This window comes from Vibrio sp. S457-15, from assembly GCF_000960545.1.
Lineage (GTDB): Bacteria > Pseudomonadota > Gammaproteobacteria > Enterobacterales > Vibrionaceae > Vibrio > Vibrio parahaemolyticus.
The window spans coordinates 66,210-90,235 of record NZ_JYOQ01000114.1 but is presented as its reverse complement, the minus strand read 5'-3'; the positions used below and the strand labels follow the sequence as shown (position 1 = coordinate 90,235).

Below are 24,026 nucleotides of genomic sequence, written 5' to 3'. Positions count from 1 at the left end.
CTGGAGGTTAGGCCGACATAATATCGATAATAGATTTGTCAGTATACGGCATACCGAAACGAACCATTGAGCCAACATTTCTTATCGTTTGCTCAACTTCTTCGCCTACTATACCTTGATTCTTAACACTGTGGTTACCCATCGCCATCAAATATGAGCGCACCGCCGTTGTCGACGAAGTACACACTTTCATCGCACAAGAGGACTTCGCACCATCGCACACCATACCTGAACTGTCGCTGATGACGTTTTGAATGGCGTAGCATGATTGCTCGAATGTACCACCAGCTAAATATACCAGCGCCATAGATGCCGCCGCACTGGTTACAGTGTTGCCACAAAATGCGGATAACGGTGGGTAATAAGATTTGATGTAAATAGCCCCTAAATGACTCATGATCAACGCGCGAGCCAGCTGTTCTTCGTCGTTTTGGAATGCTTCAGCCGCAACTACGACTGGCATTGTGGCAGCGATACCTTGGTTCCCACTGCCGAAATTGCTCATGGCTGGCAACGTCGCCCCTCCCATGCGAGCATCAGACGCCGCGGATGTCATCATCTGTATACGACTCATTAAGTCGTTGCCCAATAAGCCTTGCTCGATGTTGCCTTTTAGCGTGCGTCCAATTTCTAGGCCGTAACCTCGGTCGATACCTTCTTGAGCCAGCAAGGTATTAAGCTCTGCAGCTTGGAGAATGAATTTGATCTCCTCAAAAGGCGCCTGAGTGGCAAACTCATAGATTTGTTTGATCGAAATATCCACACCTTCACAAACAGAAGCGGTTGCAACGCGTTGCTGCGGTGGAGCATCAAAAATCACGTCGCCATTGCGCATGATCTGGATAATGTTGGTGTGACCGCCACTGATCGTGACCGAAACAACATCGTCACCAGAGGTGAGCGTTACGCTGCAATAAATGAATTCTTGCGTATCCATGCGCGCTACAGTTACCCGCTCTTCATCTATCAATTGTTGCGCAGCAGCGACATCCTGCTCATTAATCCGAGCCAACACTTCCAGTTCTGCTGTTGGGTCACCAGCTAATGCACCAACTGAGGCGGCAATTTTGAGGCCTATCTTGCCCGTTCCGGGTACGAAAACACCCATCGAGTTTTTAAATAGGTTGTCTGAAACACGCACCTCTATCGCATCAATATCGGATGTGCCTAACTCTTTTCTAGCAACTGCTGCCGCGTACGCAGCAGCAATGGGTTCTGTACATCCTAATGCAGGTTTCACAACTTGCTTAATGATTTGGATATATTGTGTCCATTGCTGGTTCATGCTCTGTTCTCCGTATTACTTTTTATGAGCAATCGCTTCGACTTCAATTAACACGCCAAGAGGCAAATCTTTCACTGCGAAGCAACTGCGTGCCGGACAATCTTGTTGGAAAAACTCTGCGTAGACCTTGTTAAACTCGGCAAAGTCATTAATATTCGATAGGTAACACGTTGTTTTTAAAACAGTATCGACACTGCCACCACCAGCCTCTAAAACGTGCTTCAAGTTAGTAAGAGATTGATGACTTTGTGCACTGATGCCGCCTTCAACTACTTTTCCTGTTGCCTTATCAACGGGTAATTGACCAGAAGTAAAAATCAAATCGCCATAGCTAGTGCCATGTGAATAAGGTCCGATAGCAGCAGGCGCGTGTTCAGATGAAATCAATTCTTTCATTTTTAAATCCTCACATAAATTTTATTTTTTATTAAGAAGTTTCTAATTTTACTTCCGTATTAGCGTTATTTTTTCAATTAAATATGAATCAAACAACTAGAGCAGATCACAAAATTCGTTAAAAAATCCAATTTATTTGAACTTTTTCGCCAAGCTCTCAAATTTATCTGAATTTTCCACAAAAAAATTGGTGATATGTGTTTTCTCAATTAAATTTGAGAAAAATTCATACTAACAAGAGAAACAATAAAATGAGCGTGACAGCACCTACACAAACCTTACCTATCGGTAAAGAGCCACCGCACGTAAAAGCAGGCATGGCCCTAGACGAGTGGAAAGCCGCGACCAAGTTTGATAGCACAGACTGGGGATGGGTGATCATGAGTATCGGCATGGCAATCGGTGCCGGTATTGTCTTTTTACCAGTAAAAGTAGGCGTATTGGGCCTTTGGGTATTCTTGGCCTCTGCCGTGATCGGCTACCCAGCGATGTACTTGTTCCAACGCCTTTTCATCAACACTCTCTCAAGTTCACCAAAGTGCCAAGATTACGCTGGCGTCATTTCCGGTTACCTTGGTAACAAATGGGGGGCGTTATTAGGTGTGCTCTACTTCATCATGTTGGTGATTTGGGTCTTTGTTTACTCAACAGCCATCAACAATGACTCGGCATCTTTCCTACATAGTTTTGGCATCACGGAAGGTTTACTGTCTGAAAACCCGCTATATGGTCTGGCTTTAGTGTGCGCGCTGGTCGCTATTGCATCTCGTGGCGAAAAGATTTTGTTTAAGGTCAGTACTGGTCTTGTGCTGATTAAACTTTGTACCGTTGCATTACTTGGCGTCATGATGATCGAAAAATGGGATGTAGCGAATGTCGGTGCGATTCCAGAAACAGGCGCTGGTTTGAAAGATGCAATTGAACTACTGCCGTTTACTCTAACGTCTATTCTCTTTATTCAAAGCTTGAGCCCAATGGTGATCTCATACCGATCAAAAGAAAAATCGATTGAGGTAGCTCGCTTTAAAGCCATGCGCGCAATGAAAATTGCTTTCGGTATCTTGTTTGTGACGGTCTTCTTCTACGCGATTTCCTTTACGCTTGCGATGTCACATGAACAAGCGGTTAAAGCAGCAGAAGAGAACATCTCTGCTCTTGCAATGGTTGCGCAAGGTATGGACGGCACGACGCTAAAACTAATGAGTTTAATGCTGAATATTTTCTCAGTAATGACCGCGTTTTTTGGTGTGTACTTGGGTTTCCGCGATTCTTGTCAAGGTCTAGCGATGCTGGCTCTAAAAAAGGTCATGCCTGAAGAGAAGATCAATAAAGACTTGGTCACCAAGGGAATCATTCTCTTTGCGATTCTCATGGCGTGGGGGGCAATTGTATTGAATCTACCAGTCCTGAGCTTTACATCAGTATGTAGCCCTATCTTTGGCTTGATTGGCTGTTTGATTCCAGCTTACCTTGTCTACCAAGTGCCTTCTTTACACAAATACAAAGGCGCGTCGCTTTACTTGATTATTGCTACTGGTATTTTGCTGTGCGTATCGCCTTTCGTCGCATTTAGTTAAAACCTACGTTGCCTTGGCTGTTACTCAGGTAGTGATGGCCAAGGCAAACTGAAGATTCAACCTCTCTTCTCCCTGCTTTTATCTCATCCTTGAGAACTCTTGCCACATACCGTCCTATTCGCAGTTTTTACGCGATCTCCCTCACACTTTATTGACAATTCTCGACTATGTTCAGCGGGTCATTTAATTAGAAATTAGGAAATAACATGAACAAGTATTTGGCTGAGGCTTTTGGTACGTTCTGGCTAGTATTGGGCGGCTGCGGTAGCGCAGTGTTGGCTGCAGGTTTTCCAGACGTTGGTATTGGTCTGCTGGGTGTCGCTCTAGCCTTTGGTTTAACCGTTTTAACCATGGCATTTGCAATCGGTCATATTTCAGGTTGCCATTTGAACCCTGCAGTGACGGTTGGCCTTTGGGCTGGCGGTCGTTTTGATACAAAAGACGTTGCGCCTTACATCATCGCACAAGTGATCGGCGGGCTGATCGCTGGTGGCATTCTTTATGTCATCGCGACAGGACAAGCTGGATTTGATGTTGTTGGTTCTGGCTTTGCCGCCAACGGTTATGGTGAACACTCACCAGGTCAGTACTCAATGCTTGCTGCGCTAGTTTCTGAAATCGTGATGACGATGATGTTCCTTATCGTTATCATGGGGGCGACAGACAAACGTGCACCTCAAGGTTTTGCGCCTATTGCAATTGGTTTGTGTCTGACTCTTATTCACCTGATCAGCATTCCTGTGACTAATACCTCAGTAAACCCTGCTCGTAGTACAGCAGTCGCAATGTATGTAGGTGACTGGGCAGTTTCTCAGTTATGGCTGTTCTGGGTTGCACCTATTGTGGGTGGCGTACTTGGTGCGGTTATCTACAAAAACCTTCTTGGTAAAGAATCGAACGATTAATCGTTCCCAACTCCCAAGATCAAAAAAGCCGCTGAATTCAGCGGCTTTTTATTAAATCTTATGTCGACCCAATAATGAGTGTGACAAGGTCGTGCCATCTACGAGCTCAAGCTCCCCACCTACAGGCACACCGTGCGCGATACGGCTAGCTTCGACTTGGTGCTCTCTGCACAACTCCGCAATATAGTGAGCAGTAGCTTCTCCCTCAACCGTTGGGTTGGTTGCAAGGATCACTTCAGAAATATCACCTCGACGTAGACGATAATCAAGCACGTCTAAACCAATATCACTTGGACCGATGCCATCAAGCGGAGACAAATGCCCCATAAGCACAAAGTATCGACCGGAGTATTGACCCGTCGCTTCGACTGCCGCGATATCTGCCGGGCTTTCTACTACACAAATTTGGCCGTTTTCTTGGCGTTTTGGGTTAGTACAAATGTGGCAAACTTCTTCTTCAGTAAAAGTTCGACATTCAGCACAGTGACCAATTTCGGTCATTGACTGACTCAGCGCATCTGCCAGTTGCAGACCGCCTTTTCTATCACGCTGTAACAAATGAAAGGCCATACGTTGCGCCGACTTGGGACCTACCCCAGGTAGACAACGTAAGGCCTCCATCAATTGTTCCAGCATATGACTGGTACGCATGAAAATCCGCTTAATTAGATGTCAGCAGATTAGAATGGCATTTTCATACCTGGTGGTAGTTGCATACCGCCAGTTACAGAAGCCATTTTCTCTTTTTGAGTTTCTTCAACGCGACGTGCTGCATCGTTGAATGCCGCAGCGATAAGATCTTCAAGCATTTCTTTGTCGTCTTCCATCAAGCTTTCATCGATGTCAACACGACGCACACTGTGGCTACCAGTGATTGTTACTTTAACTAGACCAGCACCAGACTCGCCAGTTACTTCCATATTCGCGATTTCTTCTTGAAGCTTTTGCATGCGCTCTTGCATTTGCTGGGCTTGCTTCATTAGGTTGCCCATACCGCCTTTACCAAACATGTTTATCTCTCTGGTTTAATTGGGTGTTGCATCAGTTAATGGGGTTATCACTTGACGTTTTCAACCCCATTCCGTTTGTTAGTTAGATAGGGCGCACACTATCTTTATCAAGCTCTGCAGCAAAACGACGCTCGATAAAGTCGACATTCGGGTCGTTCTCCAAGCTGTTCAGCGCTTGTTGTAACTTCTCTTGATAGAGCCTGTCTCTCAGTTCAAGTGGTGTTTCGCCACTCTCTCCTACTTCGATACTCAAGTGACACTCTTCACCTAAAACCGTGTTTAGTGCGTTAAGCAGCTCACTTTGAGCTCTATCTGTATTTAAGTGTGCTTGGCTGCTTCTCAACTGTAAAGAAACGGTCGAGCCTTCTTTACTATAGTGAGAGTTTAGCGCAAGTTGTTCCACCAGCTTAGGCAGGTTCATCAAACTGATCATTTTCGCCCACTCGTTTTGTTCAAGTGACTCATCAATCAGCTTTTGTGCCATTTCTGGTGTTTTTTCATGCTCAAGCGCTTGCTTGAGCTGCGTAGGTGTCAGCTTAGTATTAACTTTCGTCTCAACAGGCTTACTTGGACGCCAGCGATACGCTTCTTCAACTTCTGGTTCAGTAGGCTTTGGCGTTGAGTTTGGCGACACCTGCGCGGAATTGCCATGCAATTGCGCTACTCGGTCGATGACCGATTCTGGTTTTGCAGGTGCCGCTTTAGGCTTTTTTGTGCCACCATTTTGCGTTGTGTTTTGCTGTAAGCCCTGCTTACGCTGTGAACGTAACTGATGGCGTAAGCCTGCCGCACCCATTCTTGATGGTGCAGGCGCGCTTTCTTGCTGAGGTTGAACCGCTGGCGCTGGGTTTTCGCTCATTGGCGGAGCCATGTCGTACTGAGGAGGCGACATATCATAACCACCAGTCTGATAATCTGGCTGATATTGTGGCTCTTCATTCATTGACGCAGGCTGATTCACTGACGGACGAACGGGCTGCGAAACAGATTGTTGTGCTTGCACTGGATTTGGGCGCGACTGCTGTTGTGCTACCGGAGCCTGCTGTGCTGGCGCTGAATTCGTTAGACTCGCATTTGGCGTCTGACTCAACTGAGGTTGAGATCCTGCGGTAACGATATTTGCCCCGTTATTCGCTGATGGACGAAAAGCCAACATACGCAAGACGATCATCTCCATACCAACACGGCCATTTGGAGACAGCGTCAGATCTTCACGACCTTTTAGCGCAATTTGATAGTAAAGCTGCACATCTTGTGGGCTGAGCGCTTTACTTAATAATTCGATTTTTTCTGCATCAGGCTGTGCTCGGTCTAGTGACGCAGGCAGTGCTTGATACATAGCGATGCGATGTAACTGCGTCGCTATTTGTTGCAATAAACCGTCCCACTCAACACCATTCGCCGCCAATTGGTGGATTTTATCCATGGCTTGTTGAGGTTGTTTACTGCTGATCGACTCAAGCAAGTGAATCGCTTGATCCGTATCGATGGTTCCCAGCATGTGGCTAACGATGTCGGTTTGCACCGCACCATTGCCTAAGGCAATCGCTTGGTCGGTCAAACTCAGCGCATCACGCATACTGCCATCAGCGGCATGGGAGATCATACCGAGCGCTTTGGACTCTGCTGAAACCTGCTCTTGACCCAAAATGTAGTCAAGTTGCTGATGAATATCATCAACACTGATTGGCTTGAGATGGAACTGCAGACAACGAGATAAAATGGTAACTGGCAGCTTCTGTGGATCGGTTGTTGCGAGCAAAAACTTCACATACTCTGGCGGCTCTTCCAAGGTTTTTAATAACGCATTGAAAGAGTGACGCGACAGCATGTGCACCTCATCGATGAGGTACACTTTAAAACGTCCACGAGCGGGTTTGTATTGAACGTTGTCTAGCAGTTCGCGAGTATCTTCAACTTTAGTACGTGATGCCGCGTCAATCTCAAGCAAGTCAACAAAGCGACCTTCATCAATCTCTCGGCAGGTAGCACATTCACCACATGGTGTGGCGGTGATACCAGTCTCACAGTTCAACCCTTTGGCAAACAAACGGCCGATACTGGTTTTACCCACACCACGCGTCCCACTGAATAGGTAAGCATGATGTAAACGGTTTTGCGCCAATGCGTTTTCCAGTGCCGTTAGGACATGTTTTTGCCCTACGACTTGGTCAAACTTATTGGGACGCCATTTTCGCGCTAAAGCTAAATAACTCATTGAATGTATTAATGTCCTTCAAAATCGCAAATGCTGAATACGTTTAGGCCTAATGCTTCTAAACGCTTATCACCACCGATTTCTGGTAGGTTGATAACGAACGCTGCGTGTTCAACTTCACCACCAAGTTGGCGAATTAACTTTGTCGTTGCCTCAATCGTGCCACCTGTCGCCAGCAAGTCATCCACAACCAATACTTTATCGCCTTCTACGATAGCGTCTGTGTGAATTTCTAGCGTATCAATGCCGTATTCTAGTTCATAAGATTGAGCAATGGTCGGGCGAGGTAGTTTGCCTGGCTTACGCACTGGAACAAAACCAACACCTAGCTCAAGCGCTAGCGGCGCACCAAATAGGAAACCGCGCGCTTCTGTGCCCACAACCTTTGTGAAGCCCATGTCTTTGTAGCGTTCAACCAACAGACCAATGGTTGCTTGATACGCTTTTGCGTCTTCTAATAGGCTTGTTACGTCGCGGAAAAGAATGCCTGGCTTTGGGTAATCTTGGATGCTTTTGATGCTAGATTTGATCAGCGAAATTGTTTCTGTAGTCATAATACCGATTTACTTAGATTGGCTCATCACCCTCTATTCTAATCACAGTATCACGAGGGCAACGAACAATAGGTTTTCACCGCTATGTGCCTATTTTCTTAAAAGTCACAGGCGCTGAAAATACAAACGCCCACTCGAAGAGCGGGCACACTATTCTCTACAATCTTAGTGATTTTCTTCTCTGTCAGCAACCAACTCAATCACAGGTAGGCGCATAAACCAACTGAGTAAAACGATTAGCATCACTAAAAGAGCAATTTTTACCCAGATGATGGGGGCTACGATGATAGAAACGATGAAACTAAGAATGATAAAAACCGCACCACGTTGTTTGACTTTAGGGCTCACCGCTCGATGACGATGCCAATTGTCTAAAATAGGGCCGAAGGTTTTGTGATTGTGTAACCAATGATGAAATGCAGGGCTGCCGCGCATAAAACAAGCGCTTGCTAGCAAGATAAAAGGGGTGGTCGGTAAGAGAGGAAGGGCGATGCCGGCAATGCCAAGCGCTATACAGAGTCCACCAACAATATTGAAGAAGTAACGCTTAATACGAATGGTGAACTCCAATACACAATAGCTAGATTAAAAGCCTGCGTAACCGTTCATTACACGAAGCCAGGTTAGCGTTGCAGGTAGAGTTGGGATCAAAAGTACTGCAATGAAACCTAAAAAGTAAAAAATATTATAAGGCTCTTTAAAATCTTTGTCTGCCATGATGTTTCTTCTCACTAGTTGACTTTGCTTCTCCCAACACGCAGCGTTAAATTAACGTTGCGTAAATGGGTCATTATTGTTTTAGGCGCTGACTATACCTTAAACAATCCCATCTAAACACCAACAAAAAGTAAGGTTATAAAATCATCAGTTATAGAACGACAGATTCAGGAAAGAAGAAAGCAGCACATTACATGCTGCTTTCGCCATATTAATTAAAGATAAGATCCGAGTTTGGCTTTCTAAACGAGTCGATTCACTCGAGTAATATTCAGGCTGAAACTGGATGCACCTAAACAACCTATCGACAACTGACCTGTTGTCTTCAGCGGTAAATCTCGGGTGATGAAGTTTTTCATGCTGCCATCGCCCAGTCGATTGCCTGCCGCAATATGTTGATTTTCATGTCCATCCGACCATTGGCTGTCCAAACCAGCAGGTAAAAGTGATACGGTTGAAGAAGCTAAATCCGCCACACCAAATACCGCCTTCACCGCACCAGCACAATCTGAACACTCAATGCCCTTCTCCATGATGTTTACCATGTCTTTCAGATCCGCACTGAAACTTTTTAAGTTTCTTAGGTAATCATCAAATAAAGCTCTCACCAGTAGCGTTGTCGCTACACCTCCATTTTCTTGGGAAGCAGAGTCCACTAAGTAGAAAGCAAACTGTCCATTCATCAACCAGCGATAATCAAACACCAAAGGCATCAAATCTGCCGACTGTAGTAACCGATAAGAACAACGCCAGTCACCTTGAGAGGCGTCTTTGTCTGGCAACAACGCATGCAGCAGATCTCTCGCTGCATTTGGGTTTTGTTGCAAGTACTCTAAATGCCAGTGCAGCTCTTGTTCATCTGGTATTTCTCCACCGTCATCTACGCGGAACCACTGGCTTGAAAAGTCACGCTGTTCGGCAAAATGACAATCTGAGTCCTCAAGCGTATTGTCAATCGCTTGCGACAAATGTTCATAATTCCCTATCGGTTTTGGAAGAAAGTCTTTAATACCAAAACGCAACGCTTTCGCGACATCAGACATTTCATCTGTGCCAGACACCACAATAAGCGGTAACGATGGATACTCAAGACTGACTTCTTCTACGAATTCTATGCCATCTAATACGGGCATAGACAAATCACACAAGACTAGATCGGGTTGGCATTCCCTGAGTTGATGAAGAGCCTCTAGGCCATTTTCAGCTTCTACTACTTTGAAACCCTGACTTTCTAAATAAGCATTGGTTACGTTACGAAATATCGGATCATCGTCCACTAACATGATCAGTTTCCGATTAACCACTTCCTGTGCCGAGACCATTGCCGTTTGACTGTGAGTCTTGAACATACCTTTACACCTCACAAAGCTTAGTCAAAAAAAAATTATTTAAGTTATTATTTTTGTTGTGTTTGCATAGGCAAAACGTTGCGCAGCAAGACTTGAAGCGGTTTCGCCTTGTTATAAAACGTAGCTTGAAAAAGTCATTTATACAAATTGTCAGTATTTACTCCAAGGCTCTTGCTGTGTTCAAATGATGCAACATGTTGACTTAAAGCAAGCTTTAATCACAAAGTTAATTATAAATTAGCCATAATTGGTAATTTAATGTGTCTGGAAATATGAAATTAGATGATTTGAACCTGTTTCGACTGGTTGTCGAAAATGGGAGCTATACCGCAACTTCGCGAAAAACCATGATCCCGGTGGCAACCATCACCCGACGCATTCAAGCGCTAGAAGACTCTGTCAATCTTCGACTATTGAACCGTCACGCACGTAAGCTTTCTCTGACTGAAGCCGGAGAACGCTTTTACCATGAATGCTCTCCCCTACTTCAAAGGCTGACATCAACTGCGGAAGAAATAACCGATGACTGCCGCGGAGCATCAGGCAAAATTAAAATTTCTGCGCCTTACAATCTGACCAAGCGCATGATGATGCCGATGTTTAATGACTTCATGAAGAAGTATCCGGATATCAATATCGAGCTGACGACAGAGAACAACGCTGATCAATTAGACCCAACGGAATGGGATGTTATTTTCCGTGTTGGTCCGCAACGAGATTCCAGCCTAATTGCTCGTAAAATTGGCGAAGTAAAAGATATTTTGGTTGCCAGCCAAGACTATCTAGCAGCCAACCCTGCGCCAAACCACGCAGAAGAGCTCTCAAACCACTCTTTGCTAAAAGGCTACCCACTTATCAAGTGGACACTGATCAACAGCAAAGGTGAGTCTGTGGTGAACGTAGAGCGTGGTCGTTTCCAAGCCAACGCACTCAATGTTGTTCGCAGTGCTTGTTCAGAAGGTCTAGGTATTACATTAATGCCTGATGTGATGATTAAGGAATACATCGAAAGTGGTGAATTGTTGCGAGTATTGCCAGATTGGAGCGCAAACCCGCGCGACATCTACATGCTGTACAACCACAAAGATCACTTGCCAGAGAAAGTGCGTCTGTTCATCGACTTTGTGATTGCCTACAACATTCACTAAAAATGATACAAAAATAAAAACCAGAGCCTAGGCTCTGGTTTTTTATCCCGATAATGATGACGCTGGTTTACGCGCCTTCGTTGTGCAGCTCTAGGTTCGCTAGATCTTGCTGAATTTCACGTTGCGTTTTTGCATCGTCATTACGCAAACCATCTAGGAAGTCGAGGTATTGTTGATCGATATCGCCAGTTACGTATTCACCATTAAATACTGATGTATCGAACTGCGTGATATCTTGGTTACCTAAGCCTACCGCTTCAACTAAGTCATCTAGACGTTGGTAAATAAGCGCATCCGCACCAATCTGTTTACAAATGGTTTCGTTGTCACGACCATGAGCAATCAGCTCTGTCGCGCTCGGCATATCGATACCGTAAACGTTAGGGAAGCGAACTTCTGGTGCAGCAGACACCATGTACACTTTCTTCGCGCCGGAGTCGCGAGCCATCTCAATGATCTGTTCTGATGTCGTACCGCGAACGATAGAGTCATCCACCAGCAACACGTTCTTATCTTTGAACTCAGAGCGGATAGCGTTTAGCTTGCGACGCACTGATTTCTTACGTTGTTGCTGACCAGGCATGATAAACGTGCGGCCAACGTAACGGTTTTTAACAAAGCCTTGGCGGTAAGGAATATCGATCGCTTGAGCAATTTGTAGTGCGATATCGCAAGAGGTTTCAGGAATCGGGATTACGACGTCGATATCAAGATCGGCGTAATCTTCACGAATTCGCTCACCCAGCTTTTTGCCCATTTCAACGCGAGCACTGTACACAGAGATTTTATCGATGAAAGAATCAGGACGCGCAAAGTAAACAAATTCAAAAATACAAGGATTTAGCTTTGGATTGTCTGCACATTGCTTAGTGAACAGCTCACCTTCAAATGTCGCATACACCGCTTCACCCGGCGCTACGTCACGTACAAAGTCAAAACCGACCGCATCCAACGCAACAGACTCTGATGCAACCATGTATTCCGTGCGACCAGCGACTTCACGCTTGCCTAAACAAAGAGGGCGAATACCATGCGGGTCACGAAACGCAATCATACCGTGGCCGATGATCATCGCAGTTACTGCATAAGCGCCGCGAATAGTACGGTGCACATTGGTAACAGCACGAAATACATCTTCAGCAGTCACATTGCCTTTTACTGTGTCAATTTCGTGTGCAAGTACGTTGAGCAGCACTTCTGAATCAGAAGTGGTGTTGATGTGGCGGCGATCTTTTTCAAACAGTTTCTGACGAACTTCGTGAGCGTTGGTCAAGTTACCGTTGTGGGCAAGTGTAATACCGAAAGGAGAGTTTACGTAGAAAGGCTGGGCTTCTGAGGCGCTTGAACTACCCGCAGTTGGGTAACGAACGTGGCCGATACCGACCTCACCTTGCAAGCGCTGCATGTGTCTTGCTTCGAATACATCCTTGACTAAACCGTTCGCCTTACGCAGACGAAAACGATTGCTTTCTATGGTACAAATACCAGCGGCATCTTGGCCACGATGCTGTAACACCGTTAACGCGTCATAAATAGACTGGTTTACAGGCGTTGTGCCCACGATTCCAACAATACCACACATGTCCTAATCCTCGATTTGCGACAGTAGCTGGCACTACTAGATAGTGCCAGACAGAAAACTTGATGTTGCTTGTAAATGCTCGAAGAATGGGGCGATGATACGGCTGAACTCAGGGATCAACTGTGACTCTTTCCACCAATCCGAGCTTGAGAATGCAGTAAACGCATCCATAAAAAACAGCACCGCAGAAACAATTAAGACTCCGCGTAAACCACCAAATACAATTCCTAGAATTCGGTCAGTACCTGATAGCCCTGTTTTTTGTACCAGTTGACCAATGACGTAATTCACCACTGCACCAACTACCAAGGTTGCGACGAATAACGCCGCAATTGCGGCTCCGTTGCGAAACATATCATCTTTGATATTGGTGAAGTACACCGCCAATTTGGCGTAGTAGTTACTGGAGATAAAAAACGCTCCGAACCAAATAACCAAAGACAAAGCTTCTTTAGCAAAACCGCGAACTAAACTGATCAGAGCTGAAAATCCGATCACACCCAAAATGATAAAATCTATCCAATTCATGTTTTCTTCATCTTAAGTTGGCGCGCATTTTAACAGAAAAAATGCTGACGCAAACGTTTTCTTATGGATTTAATGGCTTAAATTTGAGCAATTGACCTTTTGAGCCGGTAATTTTTTGTAATTCTTGAACTTGTCGTTCAAGTTTACTTTTTGACACATCAGGGCCAACAATTACTCGAGTAAAGTCGTTCTCTTTTTTCGTATGAGCCTGGTAACCACGCTTCTGCAAATCCGCAACGAGCGCCTCTGCATTTTCGTGATTCTTCAGCGCCATCAACTGAATGATCCACGCAGAATCTTCATATTGATTTTTTTCTTCAACTGGACGAACAGCAATTTCAACCTGCTCTGGCTGTTTTGGTTGCTTTACTTCGACGGGTTGTGGCGTAGGTTCAGGTTTCTGCTCCGGCTGAGAGGCGTTAACCTGACGCTCTTCTGACTCTTGCACGACCGCCTCTACTGGTGATTCTGGTAGCGCAATGTCATCTTCTACTGGCTCTAAGATCTCGAAGTTTTCCACATCACTATCAAGTTCAGGTTTGATAGGAATGCTGGCAAATTCTTCTTTGTAGTGCAGTTTTTTACCATCTAGAACATCAGGGAGAACAATGACTCCCACTGCGACTAGAATGATGGTGCCGACTAAACGACTTTGGAATTTACTTGCCATCAAGTTACCTTTGATTACTTATTCTTTGATTGCCAATGCTCCAATACCTCACCTACGGTATGGAATGAGCCCGCGACCAACACAACATCGTTTGAAGCAGCGTTGCTTAATGCACTCTCAAACGCTTCAACCGGTGTTTGGAATTGAACTTGCCCTTGCGGTAGGTATTGGCACAATTCATCCGCCGTTGCAGCCCGTGGCCCAGTCAACGATGCTGGATACCAATGCGTCGCGATGGGCTTAAGTGCGGCCAATGTCGCTTTGATGTCTTTATCATGCAGCATTGCAATTACAACGTGGATAGTTTTCCCTGCGTACTGAGTTTTTACCTTTTCAACTAAATACTCAGCAGAATGAGGGTTGTGCGCCACGTCCAACACAATTTCTGGCTCGTGTTGAAGTACCTGCATTCGACCCGCGAGTCGAGCATTATTCAAGCCATTCACGATGTTTATGTCAGTGATTTGCAATTCCGACGCGCCTAGAGCCATTAAAGCAGTGGCAGCATTTGGAAGAGGTAGCGAAGGCAGAGGAAGATCCTCAAGCGCAAAAGCACCACTACTCCACTTCCAACCTTTCTCAGTTAGAGCGTAGTCAAACTGGATGCCGACTTGGAAGAATTCAGCACAGATATCATCAGCATGGGCTGCAACCGTCGCTGGAGGCAGTGGTTGACCACAAATCGCGGGTTTACCTGCACGGTAGATGCCCGCTTTTTCAAAGCCGATAACATTGATGTCGTCACCAAGCCAATCTACATGGTCGATCGCCAGGCTGGTGATCACTGACACATCGTGATCAACGACGTTTGTTGCATCTAGTCGCCCACCTAAGCCAACTTCAAGAAGCACTACATCGACGTTTTCGACTTGGAAAATACGCAGCGCTGCAAGCGTGCCGAACTCGAACAGACTTAAACTGATGTCACCACGTTGTTTTTCTACATAGTCAAACGCTTCACACTGCTTAGCATCTTCCACGTCTACACCATTAATGCGCACACGCTCGTTATAACGAATCAGATGAGGAGAACTGTAAACGCCTACCGAATAGCCAGCGTCGAGTAAGATTGCTTCCATTAGCGCACACGTTGAGCCTTTGCCATTAGTTCCGGCAACAGTGATTACGGTAGGAGCAGGTTTGGTGAGATTGGCTTTTGTCGCTACCGCTTGAATGCGGTCTAAGCCTAAATCGATAGCTGAGGAATGAATATTTGATAAATAATCAAGCCACATCGCTAGAGGAGATGTGGCTTGAGGAATTGGGTTTTGGGTCATCTAACTTTAACCATTAATTTCTTTGGCTTTATGTTAGTTGTTACTTTACCCTTTTTCGTCCACTTCTGGTACAGAATATGGTTCTTCATTTGGAGATTCGTTAACCGAAACCACCAATGGAGACTTGTGGTTAGTCATCTTAGCGATAAGACCCCCCACACGTTGACGCATTTCACGACGGTCAACGATCATATCAATCGCACCGTGCTCAAGCAGGAATTCGCTACGTTGGAAACCTTCAGGAAGATCTTCACGTACCGTTTGCTCGATTACACGACGACCTGCAAAGCCGATCAACGCTTTAGGCTCACCAATGTTGATGTCGCCCAGCATCGCCAAACTTGCCGATACACCGCCCATGGTTGGGTCAGTAAGAACCGAAATAAATGGCAGGCCTTTTTCTGACAGACGCTCAAGTGCCGCACTGGTTTTCGCCATTTGCATTAGAGACATCAACGCCTCTTGCATGCGAGCGCCGCCACTTGCAGAGAAACACACAAGCGCGCAGTTGTTCTCGATTGCTGCTTCTACTGCTTTAACAAAGCGAGCACCAACCACAGAGCCCATTGAACCGCCCATGAAAGAGAATTCAAACGCACACGCTACTAGAGGCATGCCTAATAGCTCACCTTGCATAACGATCAGCGCATCTTTCTCGCCACTGCTCTTTTGTGCTGCAGAGATACGTTCTTTGTATCGCTTAGAATCTTTAAACTTCAGTTTGTCTTGAGGCTCAAGCTCAGTGCCTAGCTCAACACGGTTACCTTCGTCCAAGAATGTTTCCAAACGACGACGCGCTTTCATACGCATGTGATGGTTACACTTAGGACAAACTTCTAGGTTACGCTCAAGTTCAGCATGGTAAAGAACCTGCTCACAAGAGGTACATTTCGTCCACACACCTTCTGGGATAGAAGCTTTACGTGAACTAACTAGGTTACTTTTCTCTAAAATCTTTTCAAGCCAACTCATGGAAGACCTTTTCTCTCAACTCTTCCGCTTCATTGCGAAAGATATAAATTCGAAATAATACCGACGGATTAAACCATATCTTGCGACGAGTGTAGATAAAAAACTGGTTGTACCTATTTTCGATATCGTTAATTACTGATGTTATGCGGCTACACTACCGATATTTTGAAGCAAGTTTGTGAATTTAGTTCAAATTATCTGGCAAAAACAGCGGACCGATCGGCACGCAAGGCAATTCAAATTCTTCTGGATAATCGACATCGACTAAGTACAAACCTTCAGCCTTCGCTGTTGCACCTGCAAGTTTGCGATCTTTTGCCTCAAGCAACCACTTGATCCACTCTGGTTTTTCTTCACCACGACCAACTTTAATCAGGCTACCTGTGATGTTTCGAACCATGTGGTGAACGAACGCGTTCGCTTTAATGTCGATAACAACATAATCACCATGACGAGTGACGTTTAAATGCATCAAATTACGACACGGACTCAACGACTGACAATGCGCTGCACGGAATGATGAAAAGTCATTTTCACCTAACAAATATTGCCCGGCTTCATGCATTTTCTTTTCATCTAGCTCGCCGTGATAATGGCTCACACCCGAGTTCAAAATGCCTGGGCGCAATGCGTGATTAAAAATGATGTAGCGGTAACGACGCGCTGTTGCTGAGAATCGCGCGTGGAAGTCATCAGGAACTTCTTTTGCCCAGCGAACAGCGATGTCACTTGGCATGTTCGCATTTGCGCCCATCGTCCAAGCCACCATTTTTCGATTAACGTTGGTATCAAAGTGAACAACTTGTCCCGTACCATGTACACCCGCATCAGTACGACCTGCACACTGCACTTCGACAGGGTGGTTCGCAACGATGGACAACGCTTTCTCTAGTTCTTCTTGAACACTTTTCACTTCTCTTTGGCGTTGCCAACCAAAATAATTTGTACCGTTGTATTCGATACCTAATGCGATTCTCATCTTAACCTTCGAACTCTAAAATGGGGCGGGAAGTATATACTCAAGTCCCTTCAGATACAAAAAGGGCAGCTCTCGCTACCCTTTTTGATTTATCGACCGTTTATGGTATCGATGAGGTTTTTCGCTTCTCGGCGAATGTCATCTTCACCGTAAACTATCGCCTCTTCTAACAGTTTGATCGCACCTTGAGGATCGTTCATTTCAAGATAGATTTTAGCAAGGTCCAACTTACCTGCTGCTTCTGCATTGGTATCTACATCAACGTCACCGATATCACCAATCACATCAGGGAACTCATTCAAACCGACATCAAGCATCAGTTCTTGCTCTTCAAACTCACCACCTTCTTTGTCCACTTGAGCCATCAGTTCATCAATAGTCATAAACTGATTTTTCTTAGGGTCAAAGTCATCAAGATCTTCCTGCTCGGCCCAGTTCTCTTGCGCGATTTCAGGTTGAGTCAGCGCTTCGCTCGAACTCCACACTTCTTGCTGATCTTCAGGGACTTCTTCCGTAACCGATGGTTCAGGCATGTCTGATGCTGGCTTAAAACCATCCCAGTCATCACCGACATCCAACATGGTTTCGAAATCCATGCCTGCACTTGCAATGGTGTCGCTGTCGAGCTTGCCATCAAACGCTTCAGCACTTGGCTCATCTGCAAGCAAGTTAGCCATCGTTGATTCATCAAAATCGTCTAACTCAGATGGAGATTCAATAACAGTTGGCTGCGCTACCTCTTGATCAAAGCTGTTGTGAGCGAAGACTTCAAAAAGCGCATCATGGTCATTATCTGCCTGGAGAATTGGCTTAGGCGCAACTTCTGATTCTGATGAAGATGATGCTTCAGCCATAGCCGCTATAGCATCTTCTTCACTGAACTCTGGCAGTTCAGTATCATCGAAGTTGAACTCTTCTTCCGCTTCGGCTGCTGGTGCTGCCGCTTCACGTTCAGATTCTGGTAGCTCAGGTTCATCAGCCATCGATGCCAATGCATCTTCTTCGTCGAACTCTGGCAGTTCCAGTTCGTCGAAGTTGAATTCTTCTTCCGCTTCGGCCGTTGGTGCTGCGGCTTGAACTTCAGATTCTGGTAGCTCAGGCTCGGCAGCCATGGATGCCAATGCATCTTCTTCGTCGAACTCTGGCAGTTCCAATTCATCAAAGTTGAATTCTTCTTCCGCTTCAGCGGTCGGCTCTGCAGTTTGAACTTCAGCTTCTGGTAGCTCAGGCTCAGCCGTCATGGATGCCAATGCATCTTCTTCATCAAACTCTGGCAGTTCCAGATCGTCGAAGTTGAATTCTTCTTCCGCGTCAGCGGTCGGCTCTGCAGTTTGAACTTCAGCTTCTGGTAGCTCAGGCTCGGCCGCCATGGATGCCAATGCATCTTCTTCATCAAACTCTGGCAGTTCCAGTTCGTCAAAGTTGAACTCTTCTTCCGCTTCGGCGGTCGGCTCTGCAGTTTGAACTTCAGCTTCTGGTAGCTCAGGTTCAGCCGTCATGGATGCCAATGCATCTTCTTCATCAAACTCTGGCAGTTCCAGCTCGTCGAAGTTGAATTCTTCTTCCGCGTCAGCGGTCGGCTCTGCAGTTTGAACTTCAGCTTCTGGTAGCTCAGGCTCACCGGCCATTGAAGCTAATGCATCGTCTTCGTCAAACTCTGGCAGCTCCAGTTCGTCGAAGTTGAACTCGTCTTCATCAACGTCAGTGGACGTTGCCGCAACAGGTTCTTGTTCAAGTTTGTTTTCAGCTTCAGACTCAACGTCGTCTAGCAACCAGTCTTCTTCTTGAGGAACGCCAAATTCATTCTCAACGGTATTCGGCGTTGGCGTGAATGCAGGTTCTTCCTCTTTACTGGTAATTTCTGGTTCAGTCTGTTCGTCGCGAGGTTGATACTCACCATTTTCAGAGGGCAGCTCTTCAGCCGATGGCATCAAATTCTCTTTGACAGATGAGTTTTCTAACTCTTCAGCAAAACCGTCTTTGCCTTCCAGAAGTGCATCTAGCTCGGCGGCAAAGTCTGCACTTTCTTGCTCAGTTTCTTCAAGAACGGTGTTGTCAGATTCAAACAGTTCATCCAGCTCAGTCATCAGAGGATCATGCTCTGGTGACATTTCCTCAAGATCACCTAGGAAGTCATTGCTATTAAACGGGACGCTTTCTTCTTGGAACGATTTCGTTAGTTCTGGTTCTGATGCAGCCGGTGGTTGTGGCTGCGCCTCACTCAGCAGAGCGTCGATATCTAAGCCAGATTCAAATTCTAACTCTGAGGCTTCTTCTTCAACCTGCGCGGTTAGCTGCTTCTCTTCCTCTGGCTCAAGCGCTTTATTTTGTTCCGTTTGAGGCTCGATCTCTTCAAAACCAAAATCAGCCACCAAGTCATCGTCTAACTGACTCTCATCAGCAGTGACTGCCTCATCCTCACGAATCAAATCATCGAATGGGTCGAGCTCGGTCGTGCTCTCGTCTTCTAAAACGGGCTTTTCATCGTCGTCTTGCAGTAACTCATCGAGTAATTCAACGCTGTTTTCGTCGAGTTCCTCAATTGCTTCTTCAGCCTCAAAATCAGATAGCGCTTCCAATTCGTTGAGCGGATCGAACTCTTCCTCGGTTTCGTCTTCATCGAAATCGATCAATTCGTCGAGTAGCTCAGTGCTGTTTTCATCGATATCGGTGTCATCAGCCAAACCCGCCAGACTTTCGAGTTCCTCAAGTGGGTCAAGCTCACTTGATGTTTCTTCTGCTGGTTGATCGTATTGAGCTAATAGCTTATCAATATCGTCATCCGACGCCTCTCCTGCCGAGAAATCCTCGTCTGAGACTTGCGGCTCTGGCTTGGTATCTTCAACGTCAAGATCTAAATCATCGTCGCCAAGTTCTGCGAATAAGTCGTCCAGCATCGCTTGATCAACGCTGCCACTTGAAAGGTCTTCCGATGGTTCATCATCCGCAAGAAGTTTGGCAAATTCATCATCAGAAATAGCGTTGTCGTCGTCGGACAAGTCGAAGCCTGTTTCGTCTTCGTCGAGCACTTCAAGTTCTGGCGTCACTTCATCAAGCGCACGTTCCATCTCTTCAAGGCCCAGCGCTTTCTCGTCGCCATTAACTTGAATGCCGCTCGTTGAAGAATCAAACTCGTCAAATCCAACGTCTAAATCACCATCATCGCCGATACCGGCAAATGGATCTTCGCCGTCATCGCCTTCTAAGTTGAAGTCTAGTTCTTCGTCATCTAGGTTCGCGAAGACATCCTCTTCAAGCTCTGCTTTATCATCCTGATCTAATAGCGGTTCAGAGTCATCATCACCAAACAAGTCATCATCTAGGCTGAGCTCATCATCAAGTTGGTCTACGGCGGCTAAACCAATTGGAGCCGCAAGCGGATCGATATCTTGTGTCTGTTGCTGCGCGGCTTCCTCTTCTTTCGCTTTCGAACGACGACCAAGTAGCATGACAACCAACAACGCTAGCAGTGCCCCGGGAATCAGAGCTGCAAGTCCGACTAGCCAACCATTGGATAGAATCTTATCCATCGTACTTGGCTGCATGCGTTGCTGCTCAGCAACACGTTGGCGCTCTTCTGCCAACAGTTTTTCCACTTCCGAACGAATGCGCTCTTCGTCGTTAAGCTCGCTTTTGAGTGTTTCAACTTCGCTCTGAACTTGAGACAGCATGAGGCGCAGACGATGGTTTTTCTCTTCTAGTGATTCAAGCTCACTTTGCGAGCCCTGCAGCTTGTCTTTTAGATCACTAACCTGCTTTTCACCTTGTGGTGACGTCGAAACTGGTGGCACGTTTGCTGTCGTTTCAACAGGTTTAACTGGTTCAGGTTTTGGTGGAGTAACAACTGGCGTTTTTGGCGCAGTCGGCTCTGCAACAGGTTTAGGTTTAACCTCTATCTGTTTAACTGGAGCTGGCTTTTCTGGCTTGGGTTGTTTTAGTCGTAACTCGTGCGCCTTCATAATGGCAACAGCTTGCTCAGTCGTCGCACTGCGAACTTGCTCTAATGAAGGAACACGAAGACGGCTGCCTGGGATCAGCTCGTGGATGTTTTGATTGTCAAACGCTTGAGGGTTGATTCGATAAATGGCGAGAAGCGTTTGTTGTACCGAGACATTACGGGACGGTCTTAGCTCAGAAGCAATCGACCACAGTGTTTGGTTTTCACCTGTCGGGCCGAAAAAGCGCGAGGGCTGAGTATTCTCAGGTGGAGTAGGTAATGCTCGTTCGATCTCTTCAGCATAGCTCGGAGATGATTGCACTTCACCAGACGGCCCAACGAGACGAATTCCTTCGGCTTGAACCACTGACGATGTCTGAGTCGCGCTCATCAACACAAGGGCTGCTAACAAACGCTTATAATTTTGACGCATAGAAGGCTCAGTTTTGTGCTAGAAACAATTTGAAATGGTGATCGGTTAAATATATCGGATATACCACGCAAAACTATAGCTTTGGGGGTAAAAAATGTGTGGCTCTCGCCATATTCGTACTAATCTCACACAAATTTACATCGTTCGAACAAAAAAGCCTCGCTTAGTGCGAGGCTTTACGTTTCTTATACCACTAACTTAGTAGTAATCGCGGATCAGTACTTCGGCGATTTGTACAGCGTTCGTTGCTGCACCTTTGCGCACGTTGTCAGCCACAACCCATAGGTTTACGCCGCTGTGGTGGCTAATATCGTTGCGAATGCGGCCAACCATTACGTGATCTTTACCGCCCGCATCACGAACTTGTGTAGGGAAATCGTCACCGTGGAATACTTCTACACCTTCAGTTTGCTCAAGAAGGTTAATTACTTCTTGCGCGTCGATTGGTGAACGAGTTTCAACGTGAACCGCTTCTGCGTGGCCGTAGAACACCGGCACACGAACACACGTTGGGTTTACGGTGATTGAAGGATCGTTAAAGATTTTCTGAGTTTCCCACACCATTTTCATTTCTTCTTTGGTGTAGCCGTTTTCCATCATCTGATCGATTTGTGGAATACAGTTAAACGCGATCTGTTGAGAGAACTGCTTCTTGTCAGCTGGTAGACCATTTAGCAACTTAGCGGTTTGACCAGCCAACTCATCAATGCCCGCTTTGCCCGCACCTGATACCGATTGATAAGTTGAAACGTTGATACGCTCAATACCCACGGCATCGTGGATTGGTTTAAGTGCGACTAACATTTGGATAGTCGAACAGTTTGGGTTGGCAATGATGTTACGGTTACGGAACTCAGCAATCGCTTCAGGGTTTACTTCAGGCACAACAAGAGGAATGTCGTACTCGTAACGGAAGTGTGACGTGTTGTCGATAACAATCACACCTTCATCAGCTGCGATTGGCGCCCATTTTGCAGATAGATCGCCACCAGCCGAGAACAGAGCGATGTGCGCTTGAGCCCAATCAAACTCTTCTACGTTTTGTACGCGTACGGTTTTACCATTGAAACGGTAAGTCTTGCCTTCGCTACGCTCACTTGCCAATAGGAACAGTTCACCGACTGGGAACTTGCGCTCTTGAAGCACTTCTAAAATTGTTTCACCGACCGCACCGGTCGCACCCAAAATGGCAACATTGTATTGCTGGCTCATTGACTTACCTCAATCTGAAAACCTAGTTCTGCTAGCGGTGAAAGGTTGCATGTTTCATTTCCCACTAGCGTGACAGCGCTGTATTCGCGGCGATCCCAGTAGTTTTTACGCATCAGGTCAAACGCACCTGGCTTACTGATTTCACGACGGAAAAGAGCGTCATCTTTACGCACATCATAGATTAACTGTGTGATGTTATGCAGTGTTGCTTCATCCCATGCTCTGTCCAACATCATCGTTGGAACAGGCGCAGTTGGCAGTAAATCGCTGGCATGCGCACGTAATTCGTTATTTAAGAACTCGCAGTAGCGATTGAAAATCATTGTTGTACCGCGAGCTTTCCCTTCCAGACCATAGCCTGCAACGTGAGGGGTTGCGAATGCTAGCAGAGGCAGAAGCTCCATATCAACCTCTGGTTCAAATTCGAAGACATCCAATGCCGCAGTGAAACCATCTTGTTTCATTAAACGTTGCTTCAATGCTTGGTTATCAACCACAGGGCCACGCGCTGCATTGATAAGAATCTGATCACCACGAAGACCGTTCAGTACTTTCTCGTCAATCAAATGATGGGTTGGGTACGGCCCGTCTTTAGTGATTGGCGTGTGTAGTGTGATGATGTCTGATTGTTCGATAAGCTCAGCTAACGGAGTAAAGCTGCGAGGATCACCCGCCTCTTGCTTGAATGGGTCGTTGATAAGGACGTTGATGCCCATGCCTTTCAAGCACTTTTCAAGGTAGCTACCCACTTGGCCCGCACCAATAATACCTACGGTTTTATCAAAGACCGAAAAACCTTGTTGCTGCGCGAGTACCATCATGACGCTAAATGCGTACTCTGCAACGCCAACTTTGTTACAACCCGGTGCTGCAGTAAAGAAAATACCCTTTTCTTTCAAAAGAGCTTGGTCAACGTGATCCATACCCGCTGTCGCCGTACCAACAAACTTAAGCTTGTTCGCTTTGCTGATCAGTTCAGCGTTTACTTTGGTTACCGATCGAATCATCAGAGCATCGATATCAATAAGGTCATCAGCAGTCAGGGTACGACCCGGTTTTAGAATCACTTCACCAAGTTGGCTGAATAGCTCTTCAGCGTACGGCATGTTTTCATCAACAATAATTTTCATAGCGCCAGCGTTTTTAAGATCCATTTTATGAGTTTGTTTATTCGCAAAAAGCGAAGCTATGGCGATTGTGCCCTTTTCGGGAAAAATCTCAAGATATAAACCCAATAAACCTCAAGGTGGAGAATCGCTTGGTTTGTCGAGGTAGCA

21 protein-coding genes are annotated in these 24,026 nt (G+C 46.0%); 3 read left to right on the top strand and 18 right to left on the bottom strand.

Annotated elements, in window-relative coordinates; translation table 11 throughout:
- Positions 1–7: 7 nt before the first annotated feature.
- Together UF05_RS09380 and UF05_RS09375 are read right to left on the bottom strand one after the other, a co-directional pair.
- Positions 8–1,285 carry an L-cysteine desulfidase family protein gene (locus UF05_RS09380; protein WP_025499567.1) on the bottom strand — a complete coding sequence of 426 codons (1,278 nt, stop codon included), beginning with the start codon at positions 1,283–1,285 and terminating at the stop codon, positions 8–10.
- 15 nt (positions 1,286–1,300) lie between these two features.
- A complete protein-coding gene (locus tag UF05_RS09375) occupies positions 1,301–1,681 on the bottom strand; it encodes a RidA family protein (RefSeq protein WP_005479566.1) in 381 nt (126 codons plus the stop codon).
- A gap of 317 nt (positions 1,682–1,998) precedes the next feature.
- Here UF05_RS09375 and UF05_RS09370 point away from each other — a divergent pair, with 317 nt between their 5' ends.
- Complete coding sequence (locus tag UF05_RS09370; RefSeq protein ID WP_005494432.1) at positions 1,999–3,258, top strand: amino acid permease; 1,260 nt, start codon at positions 1,999–2,001, stop codon at positions 3,256–3,258.
- A gap of 206 nt (positions 3,259–3,464) precedes the next feature.
- On the top strand, positions 3,465–4,163 hold the full coding sequence (aqpZ, locus tag UF05_RS09365; protein WP_005460095.1) for an aquaporin Z: 699 nt from the start codon (positions 3,465–3,467) through the stop codon (positions 4,161–4,163).
- A gap of 51 nt (positions 4,164–4,214) precedes the next feature.
- On the opposite strand, the gene recR is transcribed toward aqpZ, so the two are convergent.
- From recR to UF05_RS09330, 7 genes are all read right to left on the bottom strand, one after another.
- Positions 4,215–4,814 (bottom strand): recombination mediator RecR, encoded by a 600-nt coding sequence (recR, locus tag UF05_RS09360; protein WP_005460088.1) that lies wholly within the window; start codon positions 4,812–4,814, stop codon positions 4,215–4,217.
- 29 nt (positions 4,815–4,843) lie between these two features.
- Entirely contained in the window at positions 4,844–5,173 is a 330-nt protein-coding gene (locus UF05_RS09355) for a YbaB/EbfC family nucleoid-associated protein (protein ID WP_005460082.1), read from the bottom strand.
- Between the two features lie 82 nt (positions 5,174–5,255).
- Complete coding sequence (gene dnaX / locus UF05_RS09350; protein WP_025631268.1) at positions 5,256–7,391, bottom strand: DNA polymerase III subunit gamma/tau; 2,136 nt, start codon at positions 7,389–7,391, stop codon at positions 5,256–5,258.
- An 8-nt stretch (positions 7,392–7,399) separates the two neighbouring features.
- The gene (gene apt, locus UF05_RS09345) at positions 7,400–7,945 is read right to left on the bottom strand and encodes an adenine phosphoribosyltransferase (protein WP_005460112.1); all 546 of its coding nucleotides are present in this window, start codon (positions 7,943–7,945) and stop codon (positions 7,400–7,402) included.
- A gap of 165 nt (positions 7,946–8,110) precedes the next feature.
- Entirely contained in the window at positions 8,111–8,515 is a 405-nt protein-coding gene (locus UF05_RS09340; protein WP_025631267.1) for a YbaN family protein, read from the bottom strand.
- Positions 8,516–8,530: 15 nt separating this feature from the next.
- A complete protein-coding gene (locus UF05_RS26655; protein WP_005380608.1) occupies positions 8,531–8,662 on the bottom strand; it encodes a hypothetical protein in 132 nt (43 codons plus the stop codon).
- 242 nt (positions 8,663–8,904) lie between these two features.
- Positions 8,905–10,011, bottom strand: coding sequence for a response regulator (locus UF05_RS09330; protein WP_005494426.1), 1,107 nt, complete (start codon positions 10,009–10,011; stop codon positions 8,905–8,907).
- A gap of 272 nt (positions 10,012–10,283) precedes the next feature.
- Between UF05_RS09330 and UF05_RS09325 the strand changes: the two genes are divergently transcribed.
- Positions 10,284–11,159 (top strand): LysR family transcriptional regulator, encoded by an 876-nt coding sequence (locus tag UF05_RS09325; protein ID WP_005460107.1) that lies wholly within the window; start codon positions 10,284–10,286, stop codon positions 11,157–11,159.
- A 67-nt stretch (positions 11,160–11,226) separates the two neighbouring features.
- Here UF05_RS09325 and purF read toward each other — a convergent pair whose 3' ends face one another.
- From purF to UF05_RS09280, 9 genes are all read right to left on the bottom strand, one after another.
- Positions 11,227–12,741: an amidophosphoribosyltransferase gene (gene purF, locus UF05_RS09320; RefSeq protein ID WP_005484378.1), complete on the bottom strand. Its 1,515-nt coding sequence runs from the start codon at positions 12,739–12,741 to the stop codon at positions 11,227–11,229.
- A 36-nt stretch (positions 12,742–12,777) separates the two neighbouring features.
- Positions 12,778–13,269, bottom strand: a complete 492-nt coding sequence (locus UF05_RS09315) for a CvpA family protein (protein WP_031854266.1) — start codon at positions 13,267–13,269, stop codon at positions 12,778–12,780.
- Positions 13,270–13,330: 61 nt separating this feature from the next.
- Positions 13,331–13,939 (bottom strand): SPOR domain-containing protein, encoded by a 609-nt coding sequence (locus UF05_RS09310; protein WP_015297091.1) that lies wholly within the window; start codon positions 13,937–13,939, stop codon positions 13,331–13,333.
- A 14-nt stretch (positions 13,940–13,953) separates the two neighbouring features.
- Entirely contained in the window at positions 13,954–15,216 is a 1,263-nt protein-coding gene (gene folC, locus UF05_RS09305; RefSeq protein ID WP_045545699.1) for a bifunctional tetrahydrofolate synthase/dihydrofolate synthase, read from the bottom strand.
- A 45-nt stretch (positions 15,217–15,261) separates the two neighbouring features.
- A complete protein-coding gene (gene accD, locus UF05_RS09300; RefSeq protein WP_005460141.1) occupies positions 15,262–16,188 on the bottom strand; it encodes an acetyl-CoA carboxylase, carboxyltransferase subunit beta in 927 nt (308 codons plus the stop codon).
- 184 nt (positions 16,189–16,372) lie between these two features.
- Positions 16,373–17,167 (bottom strand): tRNA pseudouridine(38-40) synthase TruA, encoded by a 795-nt coding sequence (gene truA / locus UF05_RS09295; RefSeq protein WP_005479529.1) that lies wholly within the window; start codon positions 17,165–17,167, stop codon positions 16,373–16,375.
- 89 nt (positions 17,168–17,256) lie between these two features.
- Positions 17,257–21,537 carry a FimV/HubP family polar landmark protein gene (locus UF05_RS09290; protein WP_045545698.1) on the bottom strand — a complete coding sequence of 1,427 codons (4,281 nt, stop codon included), beginning with the start codon at positions 21,535–21,537 and terminating at the stop codon, positions 17,257–17,259.
- Between the two features lie 198 nt (positions 21,538–21,735).
- Positions 21,736–22,749 carry an aspartate-semialdehyde dehydrogenase gene (locus tag UF05_RS09285; protein ID WP_045545697.1) on the bottom strand — a complete coding sequence of 338 codons (1,014 nt, stop codon included), beginning with the start codon at positions 22,747–22,749 and terminating at the stop codon, positions 21,736–21,738.
- On the bottom strand, positions 22,746–23,879 hold the full coding sequence (locus UF05_RS09280) for a 4-phosphoerythronate dehydrogenase (protein WP_031816638.1): 1,134 nt from the start codon (positions 23,877–23,879) through the stop codon (positions 22,746–22,748). Before UF05_RS09280 ends, UF05_RS09285 begins: the two co-directional genes overlap by 4 nt.
- Positions 23,880–24,026 lie beyond the last annotated feature (147 nt).